We start from the raw sequence: 19,861 nt of genomic DNA, 5'->3' as shown, positions 1-19,861 counted from the left end.
CGACCGCCGCGATGCGGCTACATTCGCCCATCGATTGCAAACGATTCTACATTCGACGTGCTGAAACTACCGCTTACCAAGCAGCGGGGCATCCAGGATGCGCCGGGCCATGCGCCTAGCCGCCCCATCCCGAAGGGCGATGCGCTGCTAGCCGCCGGAACGGCCAACCAGACCAAGCTGGTGGGCGCGCCTGTCAAGGGTCCGCTGTTCGATTTCGCCCCGGCCATCAACGAATACCTCAAGACGCATCTGTTCGGCGACATCTTCGAGCGCGACAACCTCGATTGGCAAAGCCGTGAGTTGGCCACGGTGGGCATGCTGTCGGCACTGCCGGGCGCCGAGTCCCAGTTGCAGTCACACATGGGCATCAGCATGAACGTAGGCCTCACCGCCAATCAGTTGCGCCAACTCGCCCAGGTGCTGGCCGAGCGTGTGGATGCGGATGCGGCAAAACGAACACGCGAGGCTCTGGCTCGGCATCTCGCAACCCGTCCTGCCGGGAAGTAGCAACCCACTTCTTGATGTGGCCGAGCTTTGCCGTCCCGGCATGACTCGGTTGACGCCGCTTTGAGCCTAGCGAGGGTGCCACACGCGCGATCGGCAACGCGATCATGCCCTTGTCGATGGTGTCGCCCAGAGGCACGCCTGCGTCGAAGCGGTCGGCCACGATGTCCCGAATCCGTAGTTGATGTCGAACTCGACCTTAATGTCGGGGTATTCGAGCAGCAACGGAGTGAGCTTGGGTAGCAAAGTAGTCTGAAGGACATGTTCGCCGCAGGTGATCCGCCCATGATGCAGCCTCCCATGGATTACTGATTAGCTAGTCTTATAGCCCTTTTAAGCATTCGTTAACTAGTCAAGTTGACTTCCGTGCGCCAACACTCATGGCATGAAAAGTCAATGCCGATGACCATTGCGACCGCTGCCCCGCCAAGCTTTAGTGACGAATTCTCCAACTTGAAAGGTATCGAACATGAGCACGCAGAACATCAACGATCGTGAAAACCGTGGGAGAGTCTAGGCTGGCTGCCCACCGGCGCACTTTTCTGAAGGCCGCCGGCATCGCCGCAGCTGGCGCAGCACTGCCAATCGGTGCAGCCTCTTTGGCTACTTCCGCTGTGGCGCAAACCACGCAACGCGGCGGCAACAGCGGTCAGGCCTACATGATGAGGACCCGCAAGCTGGGGGCTCTCACCGTTTCTGAACTCGGCTTCGGCTGCATGAGCAACCGCCTCGGCCACTTCGGCCCAGGGCATGGACCGTGCGACGAGCATCCGCGTGGTCCGCGACGCCTATGAGCGCGCATCACCTTCTTCGACACCGCCGAGGTCTATGGACCTACGTGAACGAGGAACTCGTCGGCGAGGCCCTGGTCCGCAACCACATCGCCATCGCCACCAAGCTCGGCTTCAAGATCGACGGCACGAATGGCCTGGACAGCCGCCCTGAGCGCATCCGCCGCGTGGTCGCGGAGTCGCTCAAGCGCCTGAAGAGCGACCGCATCGACCTGTACTACCAGCAGCGCGTTGACCTGACCATGCCGATCGAGGACGCGGCCGGCACCTTCAAGGATCTCATCCAGCAGAGCAAGGTGCTGCACTTCGGCCGCTCGGAGCCCAGCGCGCGCACCATCCGCCTTCCCCACGCCGGATCGTGGAGTGCAGCGTGGAGCGCAACGGCGTGCTGCAGGCCCTGCGAAGAACTGGGAATCGGCTTCGTGCCGTGGCCTGATGGCGGTCATCGCCGTGGCATTGATCCCATTCGGGGCTGGGTTGCCGCGGTCGTGGTCCCGGTGGGCTTGTGGGGCCTGATGGCGACTGCCGCGCCAGTCGGCTGGTGGAGCTGGTTCGCCGAAGTCATGCCGCACAACGCCGAGGCCGGCGGCGGCCTGATGGTAGCGGTGATCCAGTTGGCCATCGCACTGGGCTCGGCCATGGGTGGCCTACTGTTCGATTCGACAGGCTACAAAGCACCTTCATGGCAAGTGCTGCGGTGCTGCTGTTTGCGGCTTTTCTCGCCTTCCTCACCTCCCGTTCGCAAGTCCGGCAGGCGGCCTGAGCCGCGTACCACACTAAGAGGAACCCATGACCACGAGCCTCAGCGTCTTTCGCAATATCCAACGCCTCCCGGCCTTTAAGAACCGCCATGCACGCGGCCTGCGGGCTTTGCGCGGGCTTGGCCTACTTTGCGGCCTGCTCGTACTCGGAGCATGTGACGCGGCCCAGCCTGGCGCGTCAGGCTCGCCCACCACCGCCATCGCCGCCAGTTCGGCGGCCACTGTCCAACCAGAGGAATCTCGCATGTGGATGACCATCGGCGAACGTCGCTTCGCCATCACCCTGGCCGATACCGAAGCCGCCCGCGCGTTCGCCGCGATGCTGCCGCTCTCGATCGACATGGCCGACCTCAACAGCAACGAGAAGCACGCCGAGCTGCCAAAATCTCTGCCCACGAACGCCAACCGGCCCGGCACGATACGCAGTGGCGATCTCATGCTGTACGGGTCGAGGACCCTGGTCGTCTTCTACCTGACTTACAACTCGTCCTACTCGTACACCCGCCTCGGCCGCGTGGACGACCCCGCTGGCCTGGCCCAGGCGCTCGGCAGCGGCAGCGGCAGCGTGCGAATCGAATTCTCCAAGAACTAGATGCAGGTGACTCCCTTGAAAAGATCCTACGTCATCATCCATACGCTGACGTCGCTGGACGGAAGAATCCACAACATGAAGCTCCCGAGTTCGATTCGGCGGAGCTTCAGTACGAACAATTGGCGCTGCATGCCGATCAGCAAGTCCTGAACATCCGGGGCTACCTGAATGGCCGTGTCTCGACCGACGACAACTTTACGTAATACCGCAAGCCAGGTCTAAACGGGTCGGCGGACGCGGTTCCCGAGGGCGACTTCGTGGCCGAGCCGCATGCGCCGATGTACTTCGTCGCACTCGACCCCGCCGGGCGCTTGGGCTGGCACGGCGGTCTTCGGCCGCACGTGGTGTCGGTGCTGACCGAGAGGGCGAGCAACGCCTACAAGGCCCTGCTCAGGCGCCTGGGCATCTCCTACGTGATCGCCGGGAAGGACGAGCCGGACGGAGCCGTCCTCCATCAGCAGCACGCGCTCAGCACTGCGCCTGCGCCCACGACGCGATTCAATGCATCAGTGCATTAGTGGATCCTGAATTAGTTGTAACCTAGGATTGCGGCGGAGCTCGCATCTGAGCGCTCCGGAACATTGCTCGCGATGTTGCTAATCGGTCCTGTTAGCAACTTCGAGTACGACGAATTTTCAAATTTGCCGCCAATGTGGAGCGAAGCTGGCAAGTTCTTCTCGAGCACCTCACCAAATGAAGCTGGGGCATTGTCAAAAGCGTGGTTCATGTTTCGCTCAAACGTTGAGTTAGGGATGGGGTTCGCTTCGCTCAAATGGTGGGAACCACTTTCGCGTCTCCGGCTGCGCAGATCAAAACGGCGTGTCGCGAAGTAAGCGTCGCCGCACGAGATCGACCTGTCGGCAGCTTCCTAGACGACCACCTACTGCGCTTGCGAGGATATGGCGAGGGTGAGTACTCCGAAGCAGGCAGCGTCGCGTACACTGCGAAGCTGCTATTTGAGGACTGACTGGAATGAACCATCATATGGACGGGATGCACGCCGTCTGACCGCCATCGACGGAGACAATCGCGCCCGTCATAAAACTTGCGTCATCGGACAACAGAAACGCGGCAACCGCTGCAATTTCCTCGGGCTGACCTTCGCGACCTATCGCGTGAGCGGCCCGGATACGCTTGGCCTTCTCCGGATCGTCGAACATGTAGGCCGTAAAAGGCGTGCGGATCATGCCAGGGGCGATGGCGTTTACTCGAATACCGTAAGGCCCAAGCTCTGCGCCCATCGTGCGCGTGATACCTGAGACAGCGAACTTCGAAGCCACGTAGGGCAGCCGGTTCGGCACACCCATGATTCCCGCCCCGGACGAAATGTTCACGATGGCGCGTGACGTCTCGTCATGTTGAACCGCGCGTGCAAATGCCTGGCACATGAGGAAAGTGCCGTCGAGGTTCACCGACATCACATTCTTCCAGTTCTCGGACTCGCAATCCAGCACGTTGCCAACACCCTTGATGCCAGCGCAATTGATCAGACCGTGCAACTTCCCGAGGTTCTGCTGCGCCTCGGCGATGAACCGCTGGACCTGTTCCGCGTCCGACACATCGAGCTTTCCGCCAAAGATGCGAACGTCGTCGTGCAACTCGGTGACGAGCTTGTCGATTCCGCTCTGATCTTGATCCGCCAGCGCCACCGACGCGCCCTCTTCCCACAACCGGCGAACGCACGCCGCTCCAATGCCGCTGGCAGCGCCCGTCACGACCACCGCCTTACGTTCAAATCGCTTCATGCCGCTGTCTCCCTGTTGATGTATGAGCCTGCGATTAGATGACTGCGTTGAACAGCATCGTCGAATCCTCTAGCGACTCAAGGTTGCGCACGAGGTTGATTGCTTCCTCGATTCGCTCCACCGCAAGCGGCCTCGCCGCAACCGAAGCGCAATCGCGAAATTTAGTGGCGAGCGCGTCCCATGACATCGGTGCTTTGGGGCTTCCCGGCACGTTGTCGCCGACGCGCACCAACTGACGCCCATCGCGGGTCACGATCTCCATGCGACCGTCCGGGATCTTCACTTTCCAGTCGAGGCTGCTGTCTTCTACCGGAACGACCTTCTGAGCGATTGCAAGCACCTCGGGGTCGCGCAACGCTGCCGCGCTGAAATCAGCGATATGGATCTGTCCGCGCGCCGCTGCAAGCGCGACGCAGAATGGAAGGCTGAACTTCGCGTCCACGAGCGTCGCGGGCGCGCGTCGCAGCTCCAGCGGATAACACATGCGCTGATGGAAGTCTCCGACGAAGACCTTAATTTGCTCGATGTCGCTCGCCTTCAGTTGATGCTCTTTCATTAACTCGATGGTGGCGTGAATGTATGTGTGCACGTTCCCGACGGCCGGCCACGCCTTGTACAACATCGAGGCCCCGAGATACTCCTTGCCCAAACCGTCGACCATCTTTTCCCGGTCGTACTTTCCGCCGAAGTAGACGTTGAAGATGCCCGCCTTTCCCTCGAATAGCTCCGCGATTCCCGTAATGCTCTTCTGTGCCAGCAGCACCGACATCACAGCGCCCTGTGCCGTGAACCCGGCGTACATTCCGCGAAGATCGCTGCCGATGCCAAAGATGACCTGCATCGTCCCGCTCGACTGCATGCTCGCAATGCCGAGCGTATGCGCAATTTGCTCGCGGCTCATCCCCTGGACGTAGGCCGCCGCCGCAGCGGCCGAGAATGCGCCGACGACAGACGAGAGGTTCCAGTCCTGTCGCCATTGAACGTTGCAGCGCAGACGCACGAACAGGTCTTGTCCCAGCGCGACGCTTGTGATCAGATCACGCCCCGAGACCCGTCCTTTGCGTTCGGCGAGTGCAAGCACAGCCGGAACGACGGAGCTGTCGGGGTGCGCGCCCCAGGGCGTCTGATCGTCGAAATCGAGGCAGTGCGCCATGACGCCGTTAGCAAACGCGGCCGACTGCGCCGGCGCTTTACCGCCGAACCCGAGAACGGAAGCTTCCGGTCGCCCGCCTGCATCCAAGATAACGTCGGCCACGCCGCGTACCGCGGGCTCCATGCCACTGCCGGCGAGCGTTACACCGATGATGTCGAGAATGGATTTCTTGGCCGCTTCGACGGCTTCTTGCGACAGGTCTTCGAACCGGGTATCTGCAACGTGGTTGGAGAAGACATGGCAAAGGTCGCCGGCAGGCGTGATGGATTGCGAATCAGCGTGTTCAGAAGGGTTATGCGCGTTCATGTGATGGCTCTCTCGATTCCGCAAATTGACTGAGCATCAGTTTGCTAGGAGATACACCGATGAACAAGCGATGAATCGTGAGGTATTCTTAAGAAACACTTAATAATGCGATGCATCGCGCGGTCCATGTCACTTCCTCGATTCACGCCACGACAACTCTCTGCGTTCGTAACGGTTGCCGATGTCAAGAGCTTCGCCAAAGCCGGAGAGCGTCTTAATCTGTCGGCATCCGCCGTTAGTCAGCTCGTCGGCGAACTGGAGTCCTCGATTGGCTTCCGGCTTTTCGATCGCACAACCCGCAGCGTTGCCTTGTCTCCCGCTGGCCGCGAGTTTCATCGCTCGGCTCGATGCGTGCTCGCGCATATGGAACTCGCACAGGCAGCGGCGGACGACATTCGTAATCGTGCGGCCGGCATTGTTCGTGTGGCCGCGCCGCTTATTCTGGCGAGCACGATTTTGCCAGCAGCGGTCAAGGCTTACGCAGGATCCCAACCTAAGGTGCTCGTGCGTATACGGGACACCTCGGTGGAGAATCTTGTCGATAGCGTCAGCAGCGCCGCAGTGGACCTGGCCGTCGGCCCGGACCAGACGGTAAGCGATGGTGTCGCGCGGCTCGACCTCTTCAAAAGCGCGTGGGTCTTGTGGTTTGCCGCCGGGCATCCGTTGGTCGAACGCAAGGAGATTTCATGGGCCGAATTGAGGCACTATCCGCTAGTCGTCGCCGGGCGAGACTATGAGCGCACGATCTCGCTCACGCATGGCGAGTACCATGCGAATGACCGGATTACGCCGGTCGAGATCGTCGAGAACATCAGCACGGCTTTCGGCATGGCGGCCGAGGGACTCGGGCTCGTGATCGCGCCCGCTTACGTCGGGCTGCTCGGGCGGCGCTTCGGCCTCGTGATGCGCCCGATCATCCAACCTGAAGTCATGCGCCAAGTCTGCCTTTACCACTCCTCGACTCGCGAGGTGTCTCCTGCGGCCGAGGGCTTCCGTGAACATCTGATTGCGTGGCTCTCGGGAAAGGATCACCTCGGCTTGTGAGGGCGCGTCCACGTTCGTGCACTATTCAAGGGACTATTTACAATGATCGACTTCCCGATCATCGATTCGCATATCCATCTGCTCGACCGAAAACGCTTCGGCTATTCGTGGTCGGGCGGCTCGTCGTGGGCGACCGGCGCCACAAAGCTCGACCGCGACTGGACTGCCGACGACCTCGCAAGCGCTTCGAAGCCCTATCAAGTCCAAGGCTTCGTCTTCGTCGAAGCCGATGTAGACATGCTGCAATATCTCGATGAAGCGGAATGGATCGCCTCGGCGGCCATCGATGACCGACGCATCATGGCGTGTATCGCTTGCCTGCCGATGGAAGAAGGCTTGTCCATCGAGCCCGAGATGGCGCGTCTCTCGCGCCTGCGCGCGGTTCGGGGGATACGACGTCTCATCCAGAACATGCCCGACTCGGCCGTCGTCTTGCAGCGCGACTTTCTGGAAGCCGTCAATCTATTGCCGAAATACAACCTTTCCTTCGATATCTGCATCGATCCACGTCAGTTCGAACATACGATCGAGATGGTGAGACGATGCCCTTCGGTGTCGTTTGTGCTGGACCATATGGGCAAGCCCGAGGTGAAGGAGAATCGCCTCGATTCATGGCGCGAGTCTCTGCGGGAGCTATCGTTGCTGCCTAACGTCGTCTGCAAGATCTCCGGCTTGTTGACGCAGGCGGATCATGCGACATGGACCGGGGATCAGGTGCTACCGCTCATCAGTCACACGATCGACTGCTTCGGCGTGGATCGCGTGCTTTTCGGCGGGGACTGGCCAGTGCTCGAACTCGCGGCAAGCTACGGGCAATGGGTCGATATCGTCGACCGCGCCACGCTGCACCTGTCGCACGCTGACCGGCGCAAGATCTTTCGCGAGAATGCCATCGAGACATATCGTCTGGATGAACCGGCCTGACCTTATCTCAGTTCATGTGCGACGCGCGAAGCGCCCTCGCTTGGCGTCGCGCTGGCCGCGGTGCGCAAACTCACGCCTCTCGTCTCCGGCACGAACTGAACGAGGATGAGACAAGCGACAGCGATCAACGCCACGTAATAAGCGGGCGCGAGCGGCGAGCCGAACGCCTGAACGAGCAGTGTTCCAATGAACGGCGTCGTTCCGCCGAAAACCGCCACCGCGGCTTGATAGGAGATCGCGTGGCCGGTGGCTCGAAAGGCAGTCGGGAAGAATTCGGGCGCAGCAACGAAGCAGGCGCCTCCATACAGCCCGACTCCCACTGCCAGCAGCAGCTGACCGACAAGCGCGCCGGTAATCGTGCCGGTCGCGGCAAGATACACGCCGGGGTAAGCCGCGAAAGCGACCCACGCCGCGCCGAAGGACAGGACGGGCTTGCGCCCGAGCCGGTCGCTTAATACGCCGCCGAGCGGAATCATGAACGACAGTACGACGATGGCCGCCGCGTTCGTGATGAGCGCCGATGTCGGGTCGAGCTTCGCCACCCGAACCAGGAACGTGTACATGAATCCCAGCAGCAAGTAGGATCCGACGGTCTGTATGGGCTGAATCATCGCCACATTCAGCATACCCCTGAGGCCGCCTGTGCGGATCGCGGTGCGAAGAGGATTCTTCGAATCGGTTCTGCGAGTCGCCTGTTTGTATTCGTCCGGTTCGTCGAGATTGCGCCGCAGCCAGAAGCCGACAATGCCGATAAGCCCGCCTGCCAGGAACGGAACGCGCCAGACCCAATCGGCATACGCGCTCGCGCCGGCGGCGAACTGAAGGCCGATCAAGAGTCCCGCCACCAACGCGTTCGGCAGATGCGAGAAGATCAAGGTCAGGCCAATCCAGCCGCCTCTGTGGTAATCCGGCGCCGATTCGAGGATGAAGCTGGTCGTGCCCGTCGTCTCGCCACCGAGCGCGAGACCTTGAGCGATGCGGCAAAAGACGAGCAGCGCGGGCGCTGCAATGCCGATGCTCGCATACGTCGGCAAAAGCCCAATCACGGCGGTGCCGAGCGCCATCAACCAGACAGTCATTGCCATGACTTTCACGCGGCCTACTTTGTCCGCCATGACGCCGAACAACAGTCCGCCTAGCGGCCGTGCGAAGAATGCAACGGCATAGACGGCGAACGTACTGAGTAGCGCGGCGGTGCGATCGCTGCCGGGGAAGAAATGAGCCGACAGAATCGGAACGGAGAACCCGAACACGGCGAAGTCGTAGATTTCGCCGAAGTTGCCGATTGAACCGGCCGAGAGCGTCCGGATCGAGCTTTGTTTTGTCATGTTTCTCCTCCACCTGCGCTTGTGTCAGCAAACGCGCTCAACAATGGTTTTGTTAAATCGTCCGACTAAGACGGAGTATGTCGGGCAGGCCGAAATCGCGCACGTCAGGCCGGTCGAGCCCGCGAGAAATCGCGATTTGTACCGCGATCTCGTAGGCTATCGACCGTTCCCGCAAGAGCGCGGTCAGCCCCTGCGAAATGATTTCCCGGTCGCCCGCCGTTAGCGCAGCGGGGCCGATAAAGCGATTGGTCAGCATCAACGGCTCCTGACCCGACGTGCAATCCGCAACGTGTGCAGACACGGCTTACCGCTTGCGACGCCGCGTACCGCCGACCGTATAGATGGCCGCTGCCGTCACGACCACCGTTCCCTCAATGACGCCCTGATAGTTCGCGCCCAAATTCAGTATGTTGAATCCGTTTGTCAGGGTGAAGAGCAGCAGCGCGCCCGCAAGCGTTTTGATGACGGAGCCTGCGCCGCCAAACAGTGATGTGCCGCCAAGAATCGCCGAAGCGATGACAGTCAATTCCGCTCCTTGCATCGCAGTCGGATTGACTGCGCCCAGACGGCTACCGAATAGGATTCCGCCGAAGCCGGCCGCCGCGCTACAGAGAATGAATCCTGCCATCTTGTACCGCTTCACGTTGATGCCCGATAAGCGGGCCGCCTCGGGATTGCCGCCTACTGCGTAGACCCGCCGGCCAACGTTCGTCATGCTCAGAACGAACCAGACGATCAACGTGAAAACAGCCATGTACACGACGGGCTTCGGCATGGCGAGCGACATCCCGCCGGCCCCGACGAGAGCGAGGCAGCAGACTCCGGCTGCCAGCATGCCGAACGACGTCACCGGGACATTGCGCGATTCGCGGCGCGCGCGAACCAGGAAATAGCATCCCGCCAACAGCAGCGTCGCGCCGATGACGATAAGCGGAACGGCTATCGGCAGACGGCCCGATTCAAAGAGCCGCATGGCCTGCAACGCGTCGGGCGTGTCCACGGATAACGAGCGGCCATCGGTATAGATCTGGACCACTCCGCGAATCGCGGTCAATGTGCCCAGCGTCACGATGAACGCGTTAATGCCGAGATACTGGACGATCGCGCCATTCAACAGGCCGGCCAAAACCGACACAAGCATCGCGATGAGCGCAGCCGGCCAGAACCCGACGGTATCCGCGAGCCCGACGACCACTGCGGCCGAAAGCGCGGCCACCGAAGCGACCGAAAGATCGAAGTTGCCGGTGATCAGAATCACCGTCATTGCAACCGCGATGATCGCAACCAGCGACGCCTGATAAAGAACGTTGGAGATATTCGCCACGCTGAGGTAGCTGGGCCTGCCGGTATAAACCGTGACGGCAGAGATGACCAACACCAGCAAGATGAGGGCATAGTAGACGCCCATCTCGCGCAGACCGAGTAAGCGCCGCCAGTCCGTCGCCTGTGTCTGCGTCGTCGCGGTCACGCCCTCGGTTGGGCCGCCCGAAGAACCGTTGCCGCCGTGAGACGGGCCGGAATGGGTGGAAGTCGTCAGGTTCATCATTACTCACTCTTTGAAGATTGCGCGGCTGCATGTGGCGTGCTCGCCGAGTTTGCACTCGTGCCGCCTGACAGCAGAATCAGTTCGTGCTCGGACGTTTCGTGGCCTAGGCGCTCGGCGATGCAGCGGCCATCACGCATGACCAGGACTCGACTGCTCACCGCCAGAATTTCCTCGAACTCCGACGATACGACGATCACTGCCTTTCCCGCGGCCGCCAGTTCTCGCACGAGCAACAGGATGTCGGTCTTCGCACCGATGTCGATCCCGGCGGTCGGCTCGTCCAGCAGGAATACCTTCACATCGCTGAACAGCCACTTCGCGATGGTCACTTTCTGCGCGTTCCCACCGCTCAGTTCGGTCACGAGAATGTCCGGCGAATTCGCCTTGATCGACAAACGCCGGATGGCCTCTGCGCCTCGCTGCTGCTCTCGCGTTCGGTCCGGCAACCAGCCTCCGCGCGATACGCCATCGAGCGCGGGAAGCGTCGTGTTGCGCCAAATTTCGAAGCCGGGCACGAGACCCTGCGCCATACGGTCCTCAGGCACGAGAGCCAGACCCGCCTTCACTGCGGCCGCCGTCGACTGGCCGAGCAGCCGGCCTTCAACGCGCACTTCTCCCGTGGCGTCCGGGTCCGCGCCGAAGATCGCATGCAGCAGCTCGCTACGACCCGAGCCGAGGAGCCCGGCAATGCCCACGACTTCGCCCGCCCTGACGCTCAAGGAGAGCGGTTCGAGCTTGCCGCGAGACGCGAGGCCCTTCAGTTCCAGCAGCACAGGGGCCGCCGCGTCGACGGGCCGCGGCGTCGCCTGTTCGAGCGCGACGATCTGCCGGCCGACGATGGCTTCAGCGATACGCGATTCGTCGAGATCACACGTCTGCGCGTCCACCACCGCCTGCCCATCTCTCAGAATCGTCACGCGGTCCGTGAGCGCTATCACTTCATCGAGAAAATGCGAGACGAACACGATCGCCTTCTTCTCGACTCTGGAAAGGTGCCGCACGATGCGGTAAACCACCTCGCGTTCGCTCGCGGCAAGGGACGCCGTCGGCTCGTCCATCACGATCATTTCGGCGCCCGTGCCAAGCGCTTGCAAAATCGCGACCATCTGGCGCTGCCCGATGGACAAATCGCTTACCAGACCGTCCGGTTCAAGCCAGTATCCGACGCGCTCGCACAATTCCGAGAACCGCTGCCGTATCTTCGTGTTTCGTCGCCACCGGCCCTCTTCGCCCAGGAACACGTTCTCGAGCACCGAGAGCGTCGGCACGAGCGGAATGTGCTGGTGGATAGTCGCAATACCCATGTCGTTCGCGCCTTTCGGACTCGAATATTCGACCGCGGCGCCCTTCCAGACGATTCGTCCGCCGGTGGCTGCAAGCGAGCCGGAGAGAATCTTGATGAGCGTCGATTTGCCGGCGCCGTTTGCGCCCAGCAACCCGTGCACCGTGCCGCGCGACACTTCCAGATTGACTCCGCGAAGCGCGGTCAACCCGTTCGGGAATGTCTTCGTCACACCCTCAAGCTGCAACAGCGGGACTTCGTTTGCCATTTGTCTCTCTCCTGCCACGTCGGTGTCGTCGCTCGTGCTTACCACTCGGGCACGCATTGCGCGAGGCTCGCCTTGGTGACCTGAGGCGTGTCGACATCGACGAACTGTGCCTTCGGCGCACCGGGGTTCGTCACCGCTGCGTACAGCGCTTTGAACGCGAGTTGCCCCATTTTTCCGGGCTGGATGCAGACGGTCCCATCGACGTCGCCGACCTTGATCGCATTGATGCCAAGACGCGATCCACCGCGCCCGATGAGCTTGGCGTGCGAGCCTGCGGAATGGACCGCGCGAGCGCAGCCGATTACCATGTCGTCGGCCTGATTGAAGAACAAATCGATGTCCGGGTGCGCCGTCAGCATGTTCTGGCAGACCGACTCGCCTTTCTCGGGCGTCCAGTCGGTAGGCTGCGAGGCGACGATGCGATACTTGATCCCCGCCTTGTCGAGCGCTTCCTTGAAACCCTGAGTGGTCTGCCATACGGTCGGATAACCGGGCGCACCCTCGACGATTGCGATATTCGCGGTGCGCCCCTTCGGGAGCAGCGTCACGGCGATTTGCCCGGCGTTGTATCCGGCATGCACTTCGTCGCTCGCGACCAGCGCGGTCAGCTTCGGATAAACATCCTTCACAGGATGCTTCTGCGGATCACCGACCTGCGTCGCCACGGCCACGATCGGTATGTTGTGGGACGCGGCCCGATCGACCCACGCCTGCGCGACCACGGCGTCGATCGGCAGGACGGCGATGCCATCGACCTTTTGCGCGATGAGGTCATCGATCGAATTCCCCTGGCGCTCGACACTGGTTTTCGCATCCAGGACGATCGTCTTGACGCCGGCCGCCTTCGCCGCCGCTTCGAAGCCTTTTGCCGCCGCAACGTTGAACGGGTACTGCATGCCCGCAGCAACGTAGCCAAACGTGATGTCCTTCGCCAGAGCGACGTCCGCCATGAACGCCAACGCGCTCGCCAGACAAATCACGCCCACTTTTCTGAATTGATTCTTCATGTGTGTCTCCGTCGGTTTGTTATGTAGTCTTGCTGCTTTCGTTACTTGGATCGCGTTGTGGGCGGGGCTTACCACTGAGGCACGCAACTGGACACGTTCTCTTTAGTGACGCCGGGCGTAGGGATTTCGATGAACTTGCCTTTCGGCGCGCCGGGATTCGTCACGGCGGCGTAAAGCGCCTTGAACGCCTGCTGGCCCATCTGCTCCGGCTGGACGCAGACGGTGCCATCCACCGCACCCGCCTTGATCGCCGCAATGCCCAAGCGAGAGCCGCCCCAGCCGACGAGCTTTGCATTGGAACCGGCCGCGTGTACAGCGCGTGCACAGCCAACGACCATGTCATCGGCCTGGTTGTAAAAGAGATCGACATCGGGGTGAGCGGTCAGGATGTTCTGACAGACGGCTTCGCCCTTTTCGGCGGTCCAGTCGGTCGGCTGGGACGCGACAATGCGGTACTTGGCTCCTGCCTTGTCCAACGCATCCTTGAAGCCTTTCGTGCGCTGCCAAACCTGCGGATAACCCGGCGCGCCTTCCACGATCGCGATGTTCGCGACGCGTCCCTTCGGCAGCAGCTTTGCCGCAATCTCCCCCGCGTTATAGCCCGTATGCACCTCGTCGCTCGCCACCAGCGCGGCGAGCTTCGGATAGACGTCGTGGATGGAGCGCTTCTGCGGATCGCCCAGTTCGGTCGCCACCGAGACGAGCGGAATGTCGTGCGCCGCTACGCGGTCCGCCCAGCTTTGCGCGACGACGCCATCCAGCGGCAGAAAAGCGATGCCGTCGACCTTCTGCGAGATCAGGTCGTCGATCGCGTTGCCTTGTTTTTCGACGCTGGTCTTCGGGTCGAGGATAATGGCCTTGGCGCCCGCTGCCTTGGCCGCCTCTTCGAAACCCTTCGCGACAGCCACATTGAACGGATACTGCAATCCCGCAGCGACATACCCAACCGTGACTTGCTTCGCGCCTGCAACACCAGCGGCTAGCAACAGGCTCGCCGCGCCTGCGCTCAAAAGACGCCTCTGAAACGTGCCCATCGTTTGTCTCCAATATGTTTTATTTGGTCCAACGTTTGCGCTCGTTTCTGAACGGGTCTTCTTGTATGGAGCTTTTTCTTACATGCGCTCTGTCTTTTGCAGCACTGTCTTCGTGACCATATAGGCGTCGAGCGTCGATGGGCCGCCTTCACGCCCGATGCCGCTGTCCTTGACACCGCCAAAAGGCGTATCGGCGTCCGGCGTGCCGAAATGGTTGATGGAGAGGACCCCGCACTCCAGTTCGCGACCGATACGCTCCGCGTCCTCCAATGAGTTGGTAAAGGCATACGCGGCCAGTCCGACCGAGAGGCTGTTGGCAAGCGCAACGGCCTCGCTGAGATCGTCGACGCGCACGCAAGCAGCGAGCGGGCCGAAGGGCTCTATCGTCATCGCGTCCGCGTCGTTCGGGACGTCGGCAAGAACGGTCGGCGCGAAAAAGTAGCCGCGATCGCCAATACGCTCGCCTCCGGCAGCCACGCGCGCACCGCGTTGCCGGGCGTCCGCCACGAGAGATTGCATGGCCGCCAGCCGCCGTGCGCTTGCCACCGGCCCCATCTGCGCGGTCTTGCTGAAGCCGTCGCCGACGCGGACATCCTTCACCGCATCGGCGAAAGCGGCGACGAAGTCGTCATACACGCTGCTGTGAACGATGAACCGTGATGGCGACGCGCAGATCTGTCCGCTCGCGTTTGTCTTGCCGCGCGCCGCGAGCCGTCCGACTGCCGCGCCATTCACACCCTCGCAGACCAGTACCGGAGCGTGACCGCCGAGTTCCATCAAGACGGGCTTCATAGCCGCCGCGGCGAGTTGCGTGAGGTGCTTGCCGACCTGCACCGACCCCGTAAACGTGACGAGCCGAATGACAGGCGAAGCAATGAGGGCCGACGATATTTCCGCCGGATTGCCGAACACGAGATTCAGCACGCCAGGCGGCAACCCCGCCTCTTCGAAGGCCTTCACCACGAGACATGCGGTAGCGGGCGTTTCTTCGGCCGCCTTCAGAATGACTGAGCACCCCGCCGACAAAGCGGCACTGACTTTGCGGGCGGCCGAACTGATCGGTACGTTCCACGGCGTGAATGCGGCCACCGGTCCGATCGGCTGCCGCAAGATGAACTTCTGCATCTGCGGTTCGCCGGGCACGATCAACCCGTAGTCGCGTAGTGACTGCGCCGCATTCCATTCGAAGAAGTTCATCGAACGGTCGGCTTCCGCGTAGGCATCGGAGTAGAGCTTGCCGTTTTCCAGCGTGATCGTCGTGGCGATGAGCTCGAGCCGCCCGCGCATCAAAGCCGCTGCTTTCTGGATGATCTTGACGCGCTGCTGGGGCGGTGTGTCGCGCCAGATTGAGAATCCGCGTGCGGCTGCGTCCAGGGCACGAGAGAGATCGTCGCCTGTCGCCTTCGGCACCTGTCCCAGTACTTCTTCCGTAGCCGGGTTTCTTACTTCGACCGCTGTTTCGCGGTCGTAGATCCACTCGCCATCGATGAACAGGCCGACGCGCGGATACTGAGTTTGCACCTTGCTTTGATCGCTTTGAAGACTTGCGGTTGACATTGAAGAAATTCCTTTTGCTTAGCTGGTTCAGACCGCGGACACTCTCTCGATCTCGCGAATGTCTCGACGAGATGAAGCGTCCTTCGCAATCATGTCGGCCGCCTTCACGCCGATCATGATGGACGGCGCGTTGGTGTTACCCGATGTGAGATGCGGCATGATCGATGCATCCGCCACCCGCAAGCGCTCGACCCCTCTCACGCGCAGGCGCTCATCCACGACAGCGAGGCGGTCGCGGCCCATCTTGCAGGTGCCCGCCTGATGGTGTGCGGAGTTGCCGGTCATCGCCATCCATTGAAGAATCTGCTCGTCCGTCTCGACCATCGGACCGGGAATCTCTTCTTCGATGACGCGCGATGCGATCGGCGCCGTCGACATGATTCGACGAATCATCTTCACGCCCGCGATCATCGCCCTGTTGTCGTCGTCGTTGCTCAGGAAGTTGGGCTTGAACACGGCGGGATCGTCAGGCTTCGAAGAGCGCAATGTCACGGTCCCAGTGGCGCGCGGACGCAGCAGGTACACCGATACGCCCATGCCTGGCTGACGATCCACTTCGCACTGGCCGCCAGGATGGTAGGTAAAGGTCATCGGCCGGAAGCTGATCTGCAAGTCCGCATACGCTTCTTCGGGACGGCTCTTCACGAAGGCGCCGACTTGCGAGGAGCCGAGCGCCAGATAGCCTTTGCGCGTCAGCAGATAGCGTGCGCCTTCGAGATACTTCCGGAAGCCGCCCAATTCGAGGTTGTAGGAACTATCCGGCGTCGAGCGATAGCTTCCATGCACATAAAAGTGGTCTTGCAGATTGAGCCCCACGCCCGGTAGGTTCACGAGCATTTTGATGCCGTGTCTTTGCAACTCTTCGTCCGGCCCGATGCCCGATAGCATGAGTATCTGCGGCGAGTTGAGCGATCCGGCCGACAGAATCACTTCCTTCGCTGCATCGAACGTTCTACGCTCTCCCTTAACAACAACTTCGACACCCGTCGCCACATTTCCCTTCAGCACGATACGTTGCACAGCGGCCTCGGTCAGCACCGTCAGGTTGCGCCGGTGACGCACGGGTTCCACGAACGCCGTATAGGCGGAGTAGCGTCGTCCTCCGCGAATGGTGTGCTGCATGAAGCCGACGCCGTCGTGCACTGCACCGTTGAAGTCCTCCGTGGGAGGAACGCCCAAACGCGCCGTGGCCTCGATAAAATCATGTGAGCTGCGGACCTTCATTACGGGATCGCTGACCCACAGCGGTCCGCCTGCGCCGCGATAGTCGTTCGCGCCGCGCTCGTTGTGCTCCATCTGTTTGAAGTACGTCAGGAGATCGTCGTAGCCCCACCCCGGATTTCCCAGGTCGCGCCAACTGTCGAAGTCGTTACGATGTCCACGAATAAAGATCATTCCGTTGATGGAACTCGAGCCCCCCAGTGTCTTACCGCGCGGCCAATACATCTTTCGGTTGTAAAGCGCCGGCATCGAATCGGTGTGGTAATTCCAGTTGAGCTCTTTATGGAAGTACAGCTTCGCCATGCCGGCCGGTGTGTTCACCCAGAACCTGTCGGCGGGAGGCCCGGCTTCGAGAAGCAAGACCTTGTTCTCCGGGTTATCGCTCAGGCCACGTGCAAGCGCGCAGCCCGCCGAGCCCGCTCCGATGATGATGTAGTCGTAGATTTCCATGCCGTCCAAACTGCTGGTTCAGAAGTGGGTGCTGCTGTTTGATGAAGGTTATTTCCCGTCCACGGTTAGGTCTAGTCGGTTTTTCTGGCGTTGAGGGTAAGCATTGCTGAACTGACTTTCGGGAAGCATGCAGACCGTCCGCAGACGCCCTTCACAGCGCCTTTCGCCGGTCGGCATTAGGGCGGCGGATGATTCAAAGCCCGCGCTTCTTAAGGGAAACACCTAGTCCGCGGCCTCGTCTGATTGCCTGCGGCATGTCGCGATTCGCCCTGACCTATGGCGAGTGCGCTTTTGTTCGGCGAAGCTCGCGTATATCCTCGCATTTCCTTTTTCCATGTCGACAGGAGAACACCATGTCCGAGGTATCCGCGATTGCCATCTCTTTTGCAAAGCCGGGCTGCGAGGAGAAGTTGGCCGACGCGCTCGAAGGCTTGCTCGCGCCCGTTCACGAAGAAGACGGTGTGCTTCAGTACGAGATGTACCGCGACATGCAGGAGCCGCGCTGCTTCGTCTTTATCGAACGATGGGAAAGCTTGGAGACTTTCAACGCGCATTGCATTTCGCCGCACGTCAAGGCTTACCTAACGAAGGCTGAAGGCTGGGTCGAGAGCAACAAGATTCATGTGCTGAAGAAAGGGAAATAACCGGTTCTACGGTGGGCGTTCAGCCTTGCTTACCGTCGAGCGAACAAAAACGAACTGGACCTGGCAGGCGACGAAGCAATAACCTGATTCGGAAGGAGACACCCCACTGCCTCATTCCTATTACAAGAGCATATCCATGAAAGAGCATCAGGCGACGCTCGTGGCCGACGGCTTCGTCTTCCTGGAGGCGCCACGCTGGTTTGACAATCGCCTTTGGGTCTCGGATGTTTTCGATTCCAGGCTTTATGTCGTCGCTGAAGACGGTACGCGCAGCGTCGTCTGTGATGTACCGGGACGCCCGGCCGGAATCGGCTTTCTGCCGGACAAGACGCCCATCGTCGTGTCGTGCGCGCAAAGGAAACTGATGAGGGTGTCGAACGGCGCCCTTTCGGTTTACGCGGACCTGAGCGATATAGCGAGTGGTGACCTCAATGATCTCGTCGTCGATGATACCGGCCGCGTTTATGTCGGGAATTTCGGCTATGACCTTTTCGGCAGAGCGCCGATACGACTGACCGATATGCACGCCGTCGAGCCTGACGGCTCCATTCGCATCGCAGCGGAGGGACTGGAATTTCCCAACGGAGTCGTGATCATGAACGGCGGACGCACGCTTGTGGTCGCCGAGACGTGGTGCGGCAAGCTGACCGCGTATGACAGAGCGAATGACGGCAACTTATTTAATAGGCGTCTCTTCGCGGACCTCAAGGGCAGGCAGCCCGATGGAATCTGTGCGGACAAGCACGGCGCCATCTGGGCGGGCTGCTATAACACCGGCGAGTTCGTTCGTGTACTCGAAGGCGGCGAAATCACGGACCGCATACGGTTCAAGGGCAACGCCGTGTCGTGCACGCTAGGCGGCAGAGGGGGCAATACGCTCTATTGCTGCGTGTACCTTGGAACGGATGAACAACTGCAAGCGCGACAGCCGCGCAGCGCCATATTCAAAACGGAGATATGAAGCAATGACGACTCATCGCAAGTGGAACTATGAAGGGAAAGTGGCTTTTGTGACCGGCGCGGCGAACGGCATCGGGCAGGCAACGGCGCTCGCTTTCGCGCAGGAAGGCGCGGATGTCGTCGTGGTCGATCTCTCGGAAGAAGGCGCACAGGCGACTGTGCGGATGGTCGAAGCGGAAGGCGGCCGCGCGCTCGCGGTGAAATGCGATGTCTCGAAGCCCGACGACGTGCAGGCCGCGCTTGCGGCGACCATCGATAAATTCGGCCGGCTCGACTTCGCGTTCAATAACGCAGGCATTGAGCAAGCGCTCGCCTACACGACCGAGATTCCCGACGAAGCGTTCGAACGCATCCTGCGCGTGAATCTCGGCGGCGTCTTTTACTGCATGAAGTACCAGATCCCGATCATGCTCAAAAACGGCGGCGGTTCGATTGTAAATACATCGTCTGGCGCGGGCGTGGTTGGCATCCGTGGTCAAGGCGCTTACTGTGCGTCCAAGCATGGCGTCATCGGTCTCACGAAGTCGGCAGCGCTCGAGTACGGGAAAGATGGCGTGCGCATCAACGCCGTGTGTCCGGGCATCATCGATACGCCGATGATTGGCCGCTTCACGCAAGGCACCGAAGAGAACCGCAAGCGGATGATCGCGCAAGAGCCGATTGGCCGCCTAGTACTACTGTGTTATCAACCATTCAGTTTTCCTCCCGCAGCACGGACACCGATCAAGACGGGCAAGCAATGCG

Annotated in this window: 19 protein-coding genes and 1 pseudogene; 9 read left to right on the top strand and 11 right to left on the bottom strand. The window is 60.9% G+C overall.

Annotation, left to right across the window (positions count from 1 at the left end):
• Window positions 1-507, top strand: a 507-nt coding sequence (locus tag AWB68_RS35125; RefSeq protein WP_143281994.1) for a carboxymuconolactone decarboxylase family protein, incomplete at its 5' end; no start/stop codon positions are given.
• A gap of 88 nt (window positions 508-595) precedes the next feature.
• Here AWB68_RS35125 and AWB68_RS49945 read toward each other — a convergent pair.
• Window positions 596-786, bottom strand: a pseudogene (locus AWB68_RS49945) (LysR family transcriptional regulator); the annotation flags it as partial.
• Between the two features lie 556 nt (window positions 787-1,342).
• Here AWB68_RS49945 and AWB68_RS49940 point away from each other — a divergent pair.
• From AWB68_RS49940 to AWB68_RS35100, 3 genes are all read left to right on the top strand, one after another.
• Window positions 1,343-2,137, top strand: a complete 795-nt coding sequence (locus AWB68_RS49940; RefSeq protein WP_235028663.1) for an aldo/keto reductase — start codon at window positions 1,343-1,345, stop codon at window positions 2,135-2,137.
• Between the two features lie 163 nt (window positions 2,138-2,300).
• Window positions 2,301-2,648: a cyclophilin-like fold protein gene (locus tag AWB68_RS35105; RefSeq protein ID WP_087648863.1), complete on the top strand. Its 348-nt coding sequence runs from the start codon at window positions 2,301-2,303 to the stop codon at window positions 2,646-2,648.
• 257 nt (window positions 2,649-2,905) lie between these two features.
• Window positions 2,906-3,166 (top strand): hypothetical protein, encoded by a 261-nt coding sequence (locus AWB68_RS35100; RefSeq protein WP_087648862.1) that lies wholly within the window; start codon window positions 2,906-2,908, stop codon window positions 3,164-3,166.
• A gap of 462 nt (window positions 3,167-3,628) precedes the next feature.
• Here AWB68_RS35100 and AWB68_RS35095 read toward each other — a convergent pair whose 3' ends face one another.
• Together AWB68_RS35095 and AWB68_RS35090 are read right to left on the bottom strand one after the other, a co-directional pair.
• Complete coding sequence (locus AWB68_RS35095) at window positions 3,629-4,363, bottom strand: SDR family NAD(P)-dependent oxidoreductase (RefSeq protein ID WP_235028662.1); 735 nt, start codon at window positions 4,361-4,363, stop codon at window positions 3,629-3,631.
• Between the two features lie 64 nt (window positions 4,364-4,427).
• Window positions 4,428-5,852, bottom strand: a complete 1,425-nt coding sequence (locus AWB68_RS35090; RefSeq protein WP_087648860.1) for an MmgE/PrpD family protein — start codon at window positions 5,850-5,852, stop codon at window positions 4,428-4,430.
• 105 nt (window positions 5,853-5,957) lie between these two features.
• Between AWB68_RS35090 and AWB68_RS35085 the strand changes: the two genes are divergently transcribed.
• Both AWB68_RS35085 and AWB68_RS35080 read left to right on the top strand, forming a co-directional pair.
• Window positions 5,958-6,896, top strand: coding sequence for a LysR family transcriptional regulator (locus AWB68_RS35085; protein ID WP_327383912.1), 939 nt, complete (start codon window positions 5,958-5,960; stop codon window positions 6,894-6,896).
• Between the two features lie 42 nt (window positions 6,897-6,938).
• Window positions 6,939-7,820: an amidohydrolase family protein gene (locus AWB68_RS35080; protein ID WP_087648858.1), complete on the top strand. Its 882-nt coding sequence runs from the start codon at window positions 6,939-6,941 to the stop codon at window positions 7,818-7,820.
• Between the two features lie 2 nt (window positions 7,821-7,822).
• Here AWB68_RS35080 and AWB68_RS35075 read toward each other — a convergent pair whose 3' ends face one another.
• The 8 genes from AWB68_RS35075 to AWB68_RS35040 all read right to left on the bottom strand — a co-directional run bounded on the left by AWB68_RS35075 (window position 7,823) and on the right by AWB68_RS35040 (window position 17,513).
• A complete protein-coding gene (locus AWB68_RS35075; RefSeq protein WP_087648857.1) occupies window positions 7,823-9,148 on the bottom strand; it encodes an MFS transporter in 1,326 nt (441 codons plus the stop codon).
• Window positions 9,149-9,200: 52 nt separating this feature from the next.
• Window positions 9,201-9,404 (bottom strand): hypothetical protein, encoded by a 204-nt coding sequence (locus AWB68_RS35070; protein WP_087648856.1) that lies wholly within the window; start codon window positions 9,402-9,404, stop codon window positions 9,201-9,203.
• A gap of 48 nt (window positions 9,405-9,452) precedes the next feature.
• Window positions 9,453-10,691: an ABC transporter permease subunit gene (locus tag AWB68_RS35065; RefSeq protein ID WP_235028661.1), complete on the bottom strand. Its 1,239-nt coding sequence runs from the start codon at window positions 10,689-10,691 to the stop codon at window positions 9,453-9,455.
• 2 nt (window positions 10,692-10,693) lie between these two features.
• Window positions 10,694-12,244 carry a sugar ABC transporter ATP-binding protein gene (locus AWB68_RS35060; protein ID WP_087648855.1) on the bottom strand — a complete coding sequence of 517 codons (1,551 nt, stop codon included), beginning with the start codon at window positions 12,242-12,244 and terminating at the stop codon, window positions 10,694-10,696.
• Window positions 12,245-12,282: 38 nt separating this feature from the next.
• Window positions 12,283-13,251, bottom strand: a complete 969-nt coding sequence (locus AWB68_RS35055) for a sugar ABC transporter substrate-binding protein (RefSeq protein WP_087648854.1) — start codon at window positions 13,249-13,251, stop codon at window positions 12,283-12,285.
• A 68-nt stretch (window positions 13,252-13,319) separates the two neighbouring features.
• Window positions 13,320-14,285 (bottom strand): sugar ABC transporter substrate-binding protein, encoded by a 966-nt coding sequence (locus AWB68_RS35050; RefSeq protein ID WP_087648853.1) that lies wholly within the window; start codon window positions 14,283-14,285, stop codon window positions 13,320-13,322.
• Window positions 14,286-14,363: 78 nt separating this feature from the next.
• Window positions 14,364-15,842 carry an NAD-dependent succinate-semialdehyde dehydrogenase gene (locus AWB68_RS35045; protein WP_087648852.1) on the bottom strand — a complete coding sequence of 493 codons (1,479 nt, stop codon included), beginning with the start codon at window positions 15,840-15,842 and terminating at the stop codon, window positions 14,364-14,366.
• 27 nt (window positions 15,843-15,869) lie between these two features.
• Window positions 15,870-17,513, bottom strand: coding sequence for a GMC family oxidoreductase (locus AWB68_RS35040; RefSeq protein WP_087648851.1), 1,644 nt, complete (start codon window positions 17,511-17,513; stop codon window positions 15,870-15,872).
• 353 nt (window positions 17,514-17,866) lie between these two features.
• On the opposite strand from AWB68_RS35040, the gene AWB68_RS35035 reads away from it, so the two are divergent.
• The 3 genes from AWB68_RS35035 to AWB68_RS35025 all read left to right on the top strand — a co-directional run.
• Window positions 17,867-18,157, top strand: a complete 291-nt coding sequence (locus tag AWB68_RS35035) for a putative quinol monooxygenase (RefSeq protein ID WP_087648850.1) — start codon at window positions 17,867-17,869, stop codon at window positions 18,155-18,157.
• Between the two features lie 136 nt (window positions 18,158-18,293).
• Window positions 18,294-19,118 (top strand): SMP-30/gluconolactonase/LRE family protein, encoded by an 825-nt coding sequence (locus AWB68_RS35030; RefSeq protein WP_087648849.1) that lies wholly within the window; start codon window positions 18,294-18,296, stop codon window positions 19,116-19,118.
• Window positions 19,119-19,122: 4 nt separating this feature from the next.
• A partial coding sequence (locus AWB68_RS35025) for an SDR family NAD(P)-dependent oxidoreductase (RefSeq protein ID WP_125483144.1) occupies window positions 19,123-19,861 on the top strand: 739 nt, incomplete at its 3' end.

It is taken from the genome of Caballeronia choica, from assembly GCF_001544535.1.
Taxonomy (GTDB): Bacteria; Pseudomonadota; Gammaproteobacteria; order Burkholderiales; family Burkholderiaceae; genus Caballeronia; species Caballeronia choica.
This window is presented reverse-complemented; position numbering and strand designations above follow the sequence as displayed.

Bases quoted from the DNA above. Each gene is read 5' to 3' on its own strand.
- AWB68_RS35105 (WP_087648863.1), top strand. From the start codon at position 2,301: ATGTGGATGACCATCGGCGAACGTCGCTTCGCCATCACCCTGGCCGAT.
- AWB68_RS35090 (WP_087648860.1), bottom strand. From the start codon at position 5,852: ATGAACGCGCATAACCCTTCTGAACACGCTGATTCGCAATCCATCACG.
- AWB68_RS35085 (WP_327383912.1), top strand. From the start codon at position 5,958: ATGCGATGCATCGCGCGGTCCATGTCACTTCCTCGATTCACGCCACGA.
- AWB68_RS35080 (WP_087648858.1), top strand. From the start codon at position 6,939: ATGATCGACTTCCCGATCATCGATTCGCATATCCATCTGCTCGACCGA.
- AWB68_RS35075 (WP_087648857.1), bottom strand. From the start codon at position 9,148: ATGACAAAACAAAGCTCGATCCGGACGCTCTCGGCCGGTTCAATCGGC.
- AWB68_RS35070 (WP_087648856.1), bottom strand. From the start codon at position 9,404: ATGCTGACCAATCGCTTTATCGGCCCCGCTGCGCTAACGGCGGGCGAC.
- AWB68_RS35065 (WP_235028661.1), bottom strand. From the start codon at position 10,691: ATGAACCTGACGACTTCCACCCATTCCGGCCCGTCTCACGGCGGCAAC.
- AWB68_RS35060 (WP_087648855.1), bottom strand. From the start codon at position 12,244: ATGGCAAACGAAGTCCCGCTGTTGCAGCTTGAGGGTGTGACGAAGACA.
- AWB68_RS35055 (WP_087648854.1), bottom strand. From the start codon at position 13,251: ATGAAGAATCAATTCAGAAAAGTGGGCGTGATTTGTCTGGCGAGCGCG.
- AWB68_RS35050 (WP_087648853.1), bottom strand. From the start codon at position 14,285: ATGGGCACGTTTCAGAGGCGTCTTTTGAGCGCAGGCGCGGCGAGCCTG.
- AWB68_RS35045 (WP_087648852.1), bottom strand. From the start codon at position 15,842: ATGTCAACCGCAAGTCTTCAAAGCGATCAAAGCAAGGTGCAAACTCAG.
- AWB68_RS35040 (WP_087648851.1), bottom strand. From the start codon at position 17,513: ATGGAAATCTACGACTACATCATCATCGGAGCGGGCTCGGCGGGCTGC.
- AWB68_RS35035 (WP_087648850.1), top strand. From the start codon at position 17,867: ATGTCCGAGGTATCCGCGATTGCCATCTCTTTTGCAAAGCCGGGCTGC.
- AWB68_RS35030 (WP_087648849.1), top strand. From the start codon at position 18,294: ATGAAAGAGCATCAGGCGACGCTCGTGGCCGACGGCTTCGTCTTCCTG.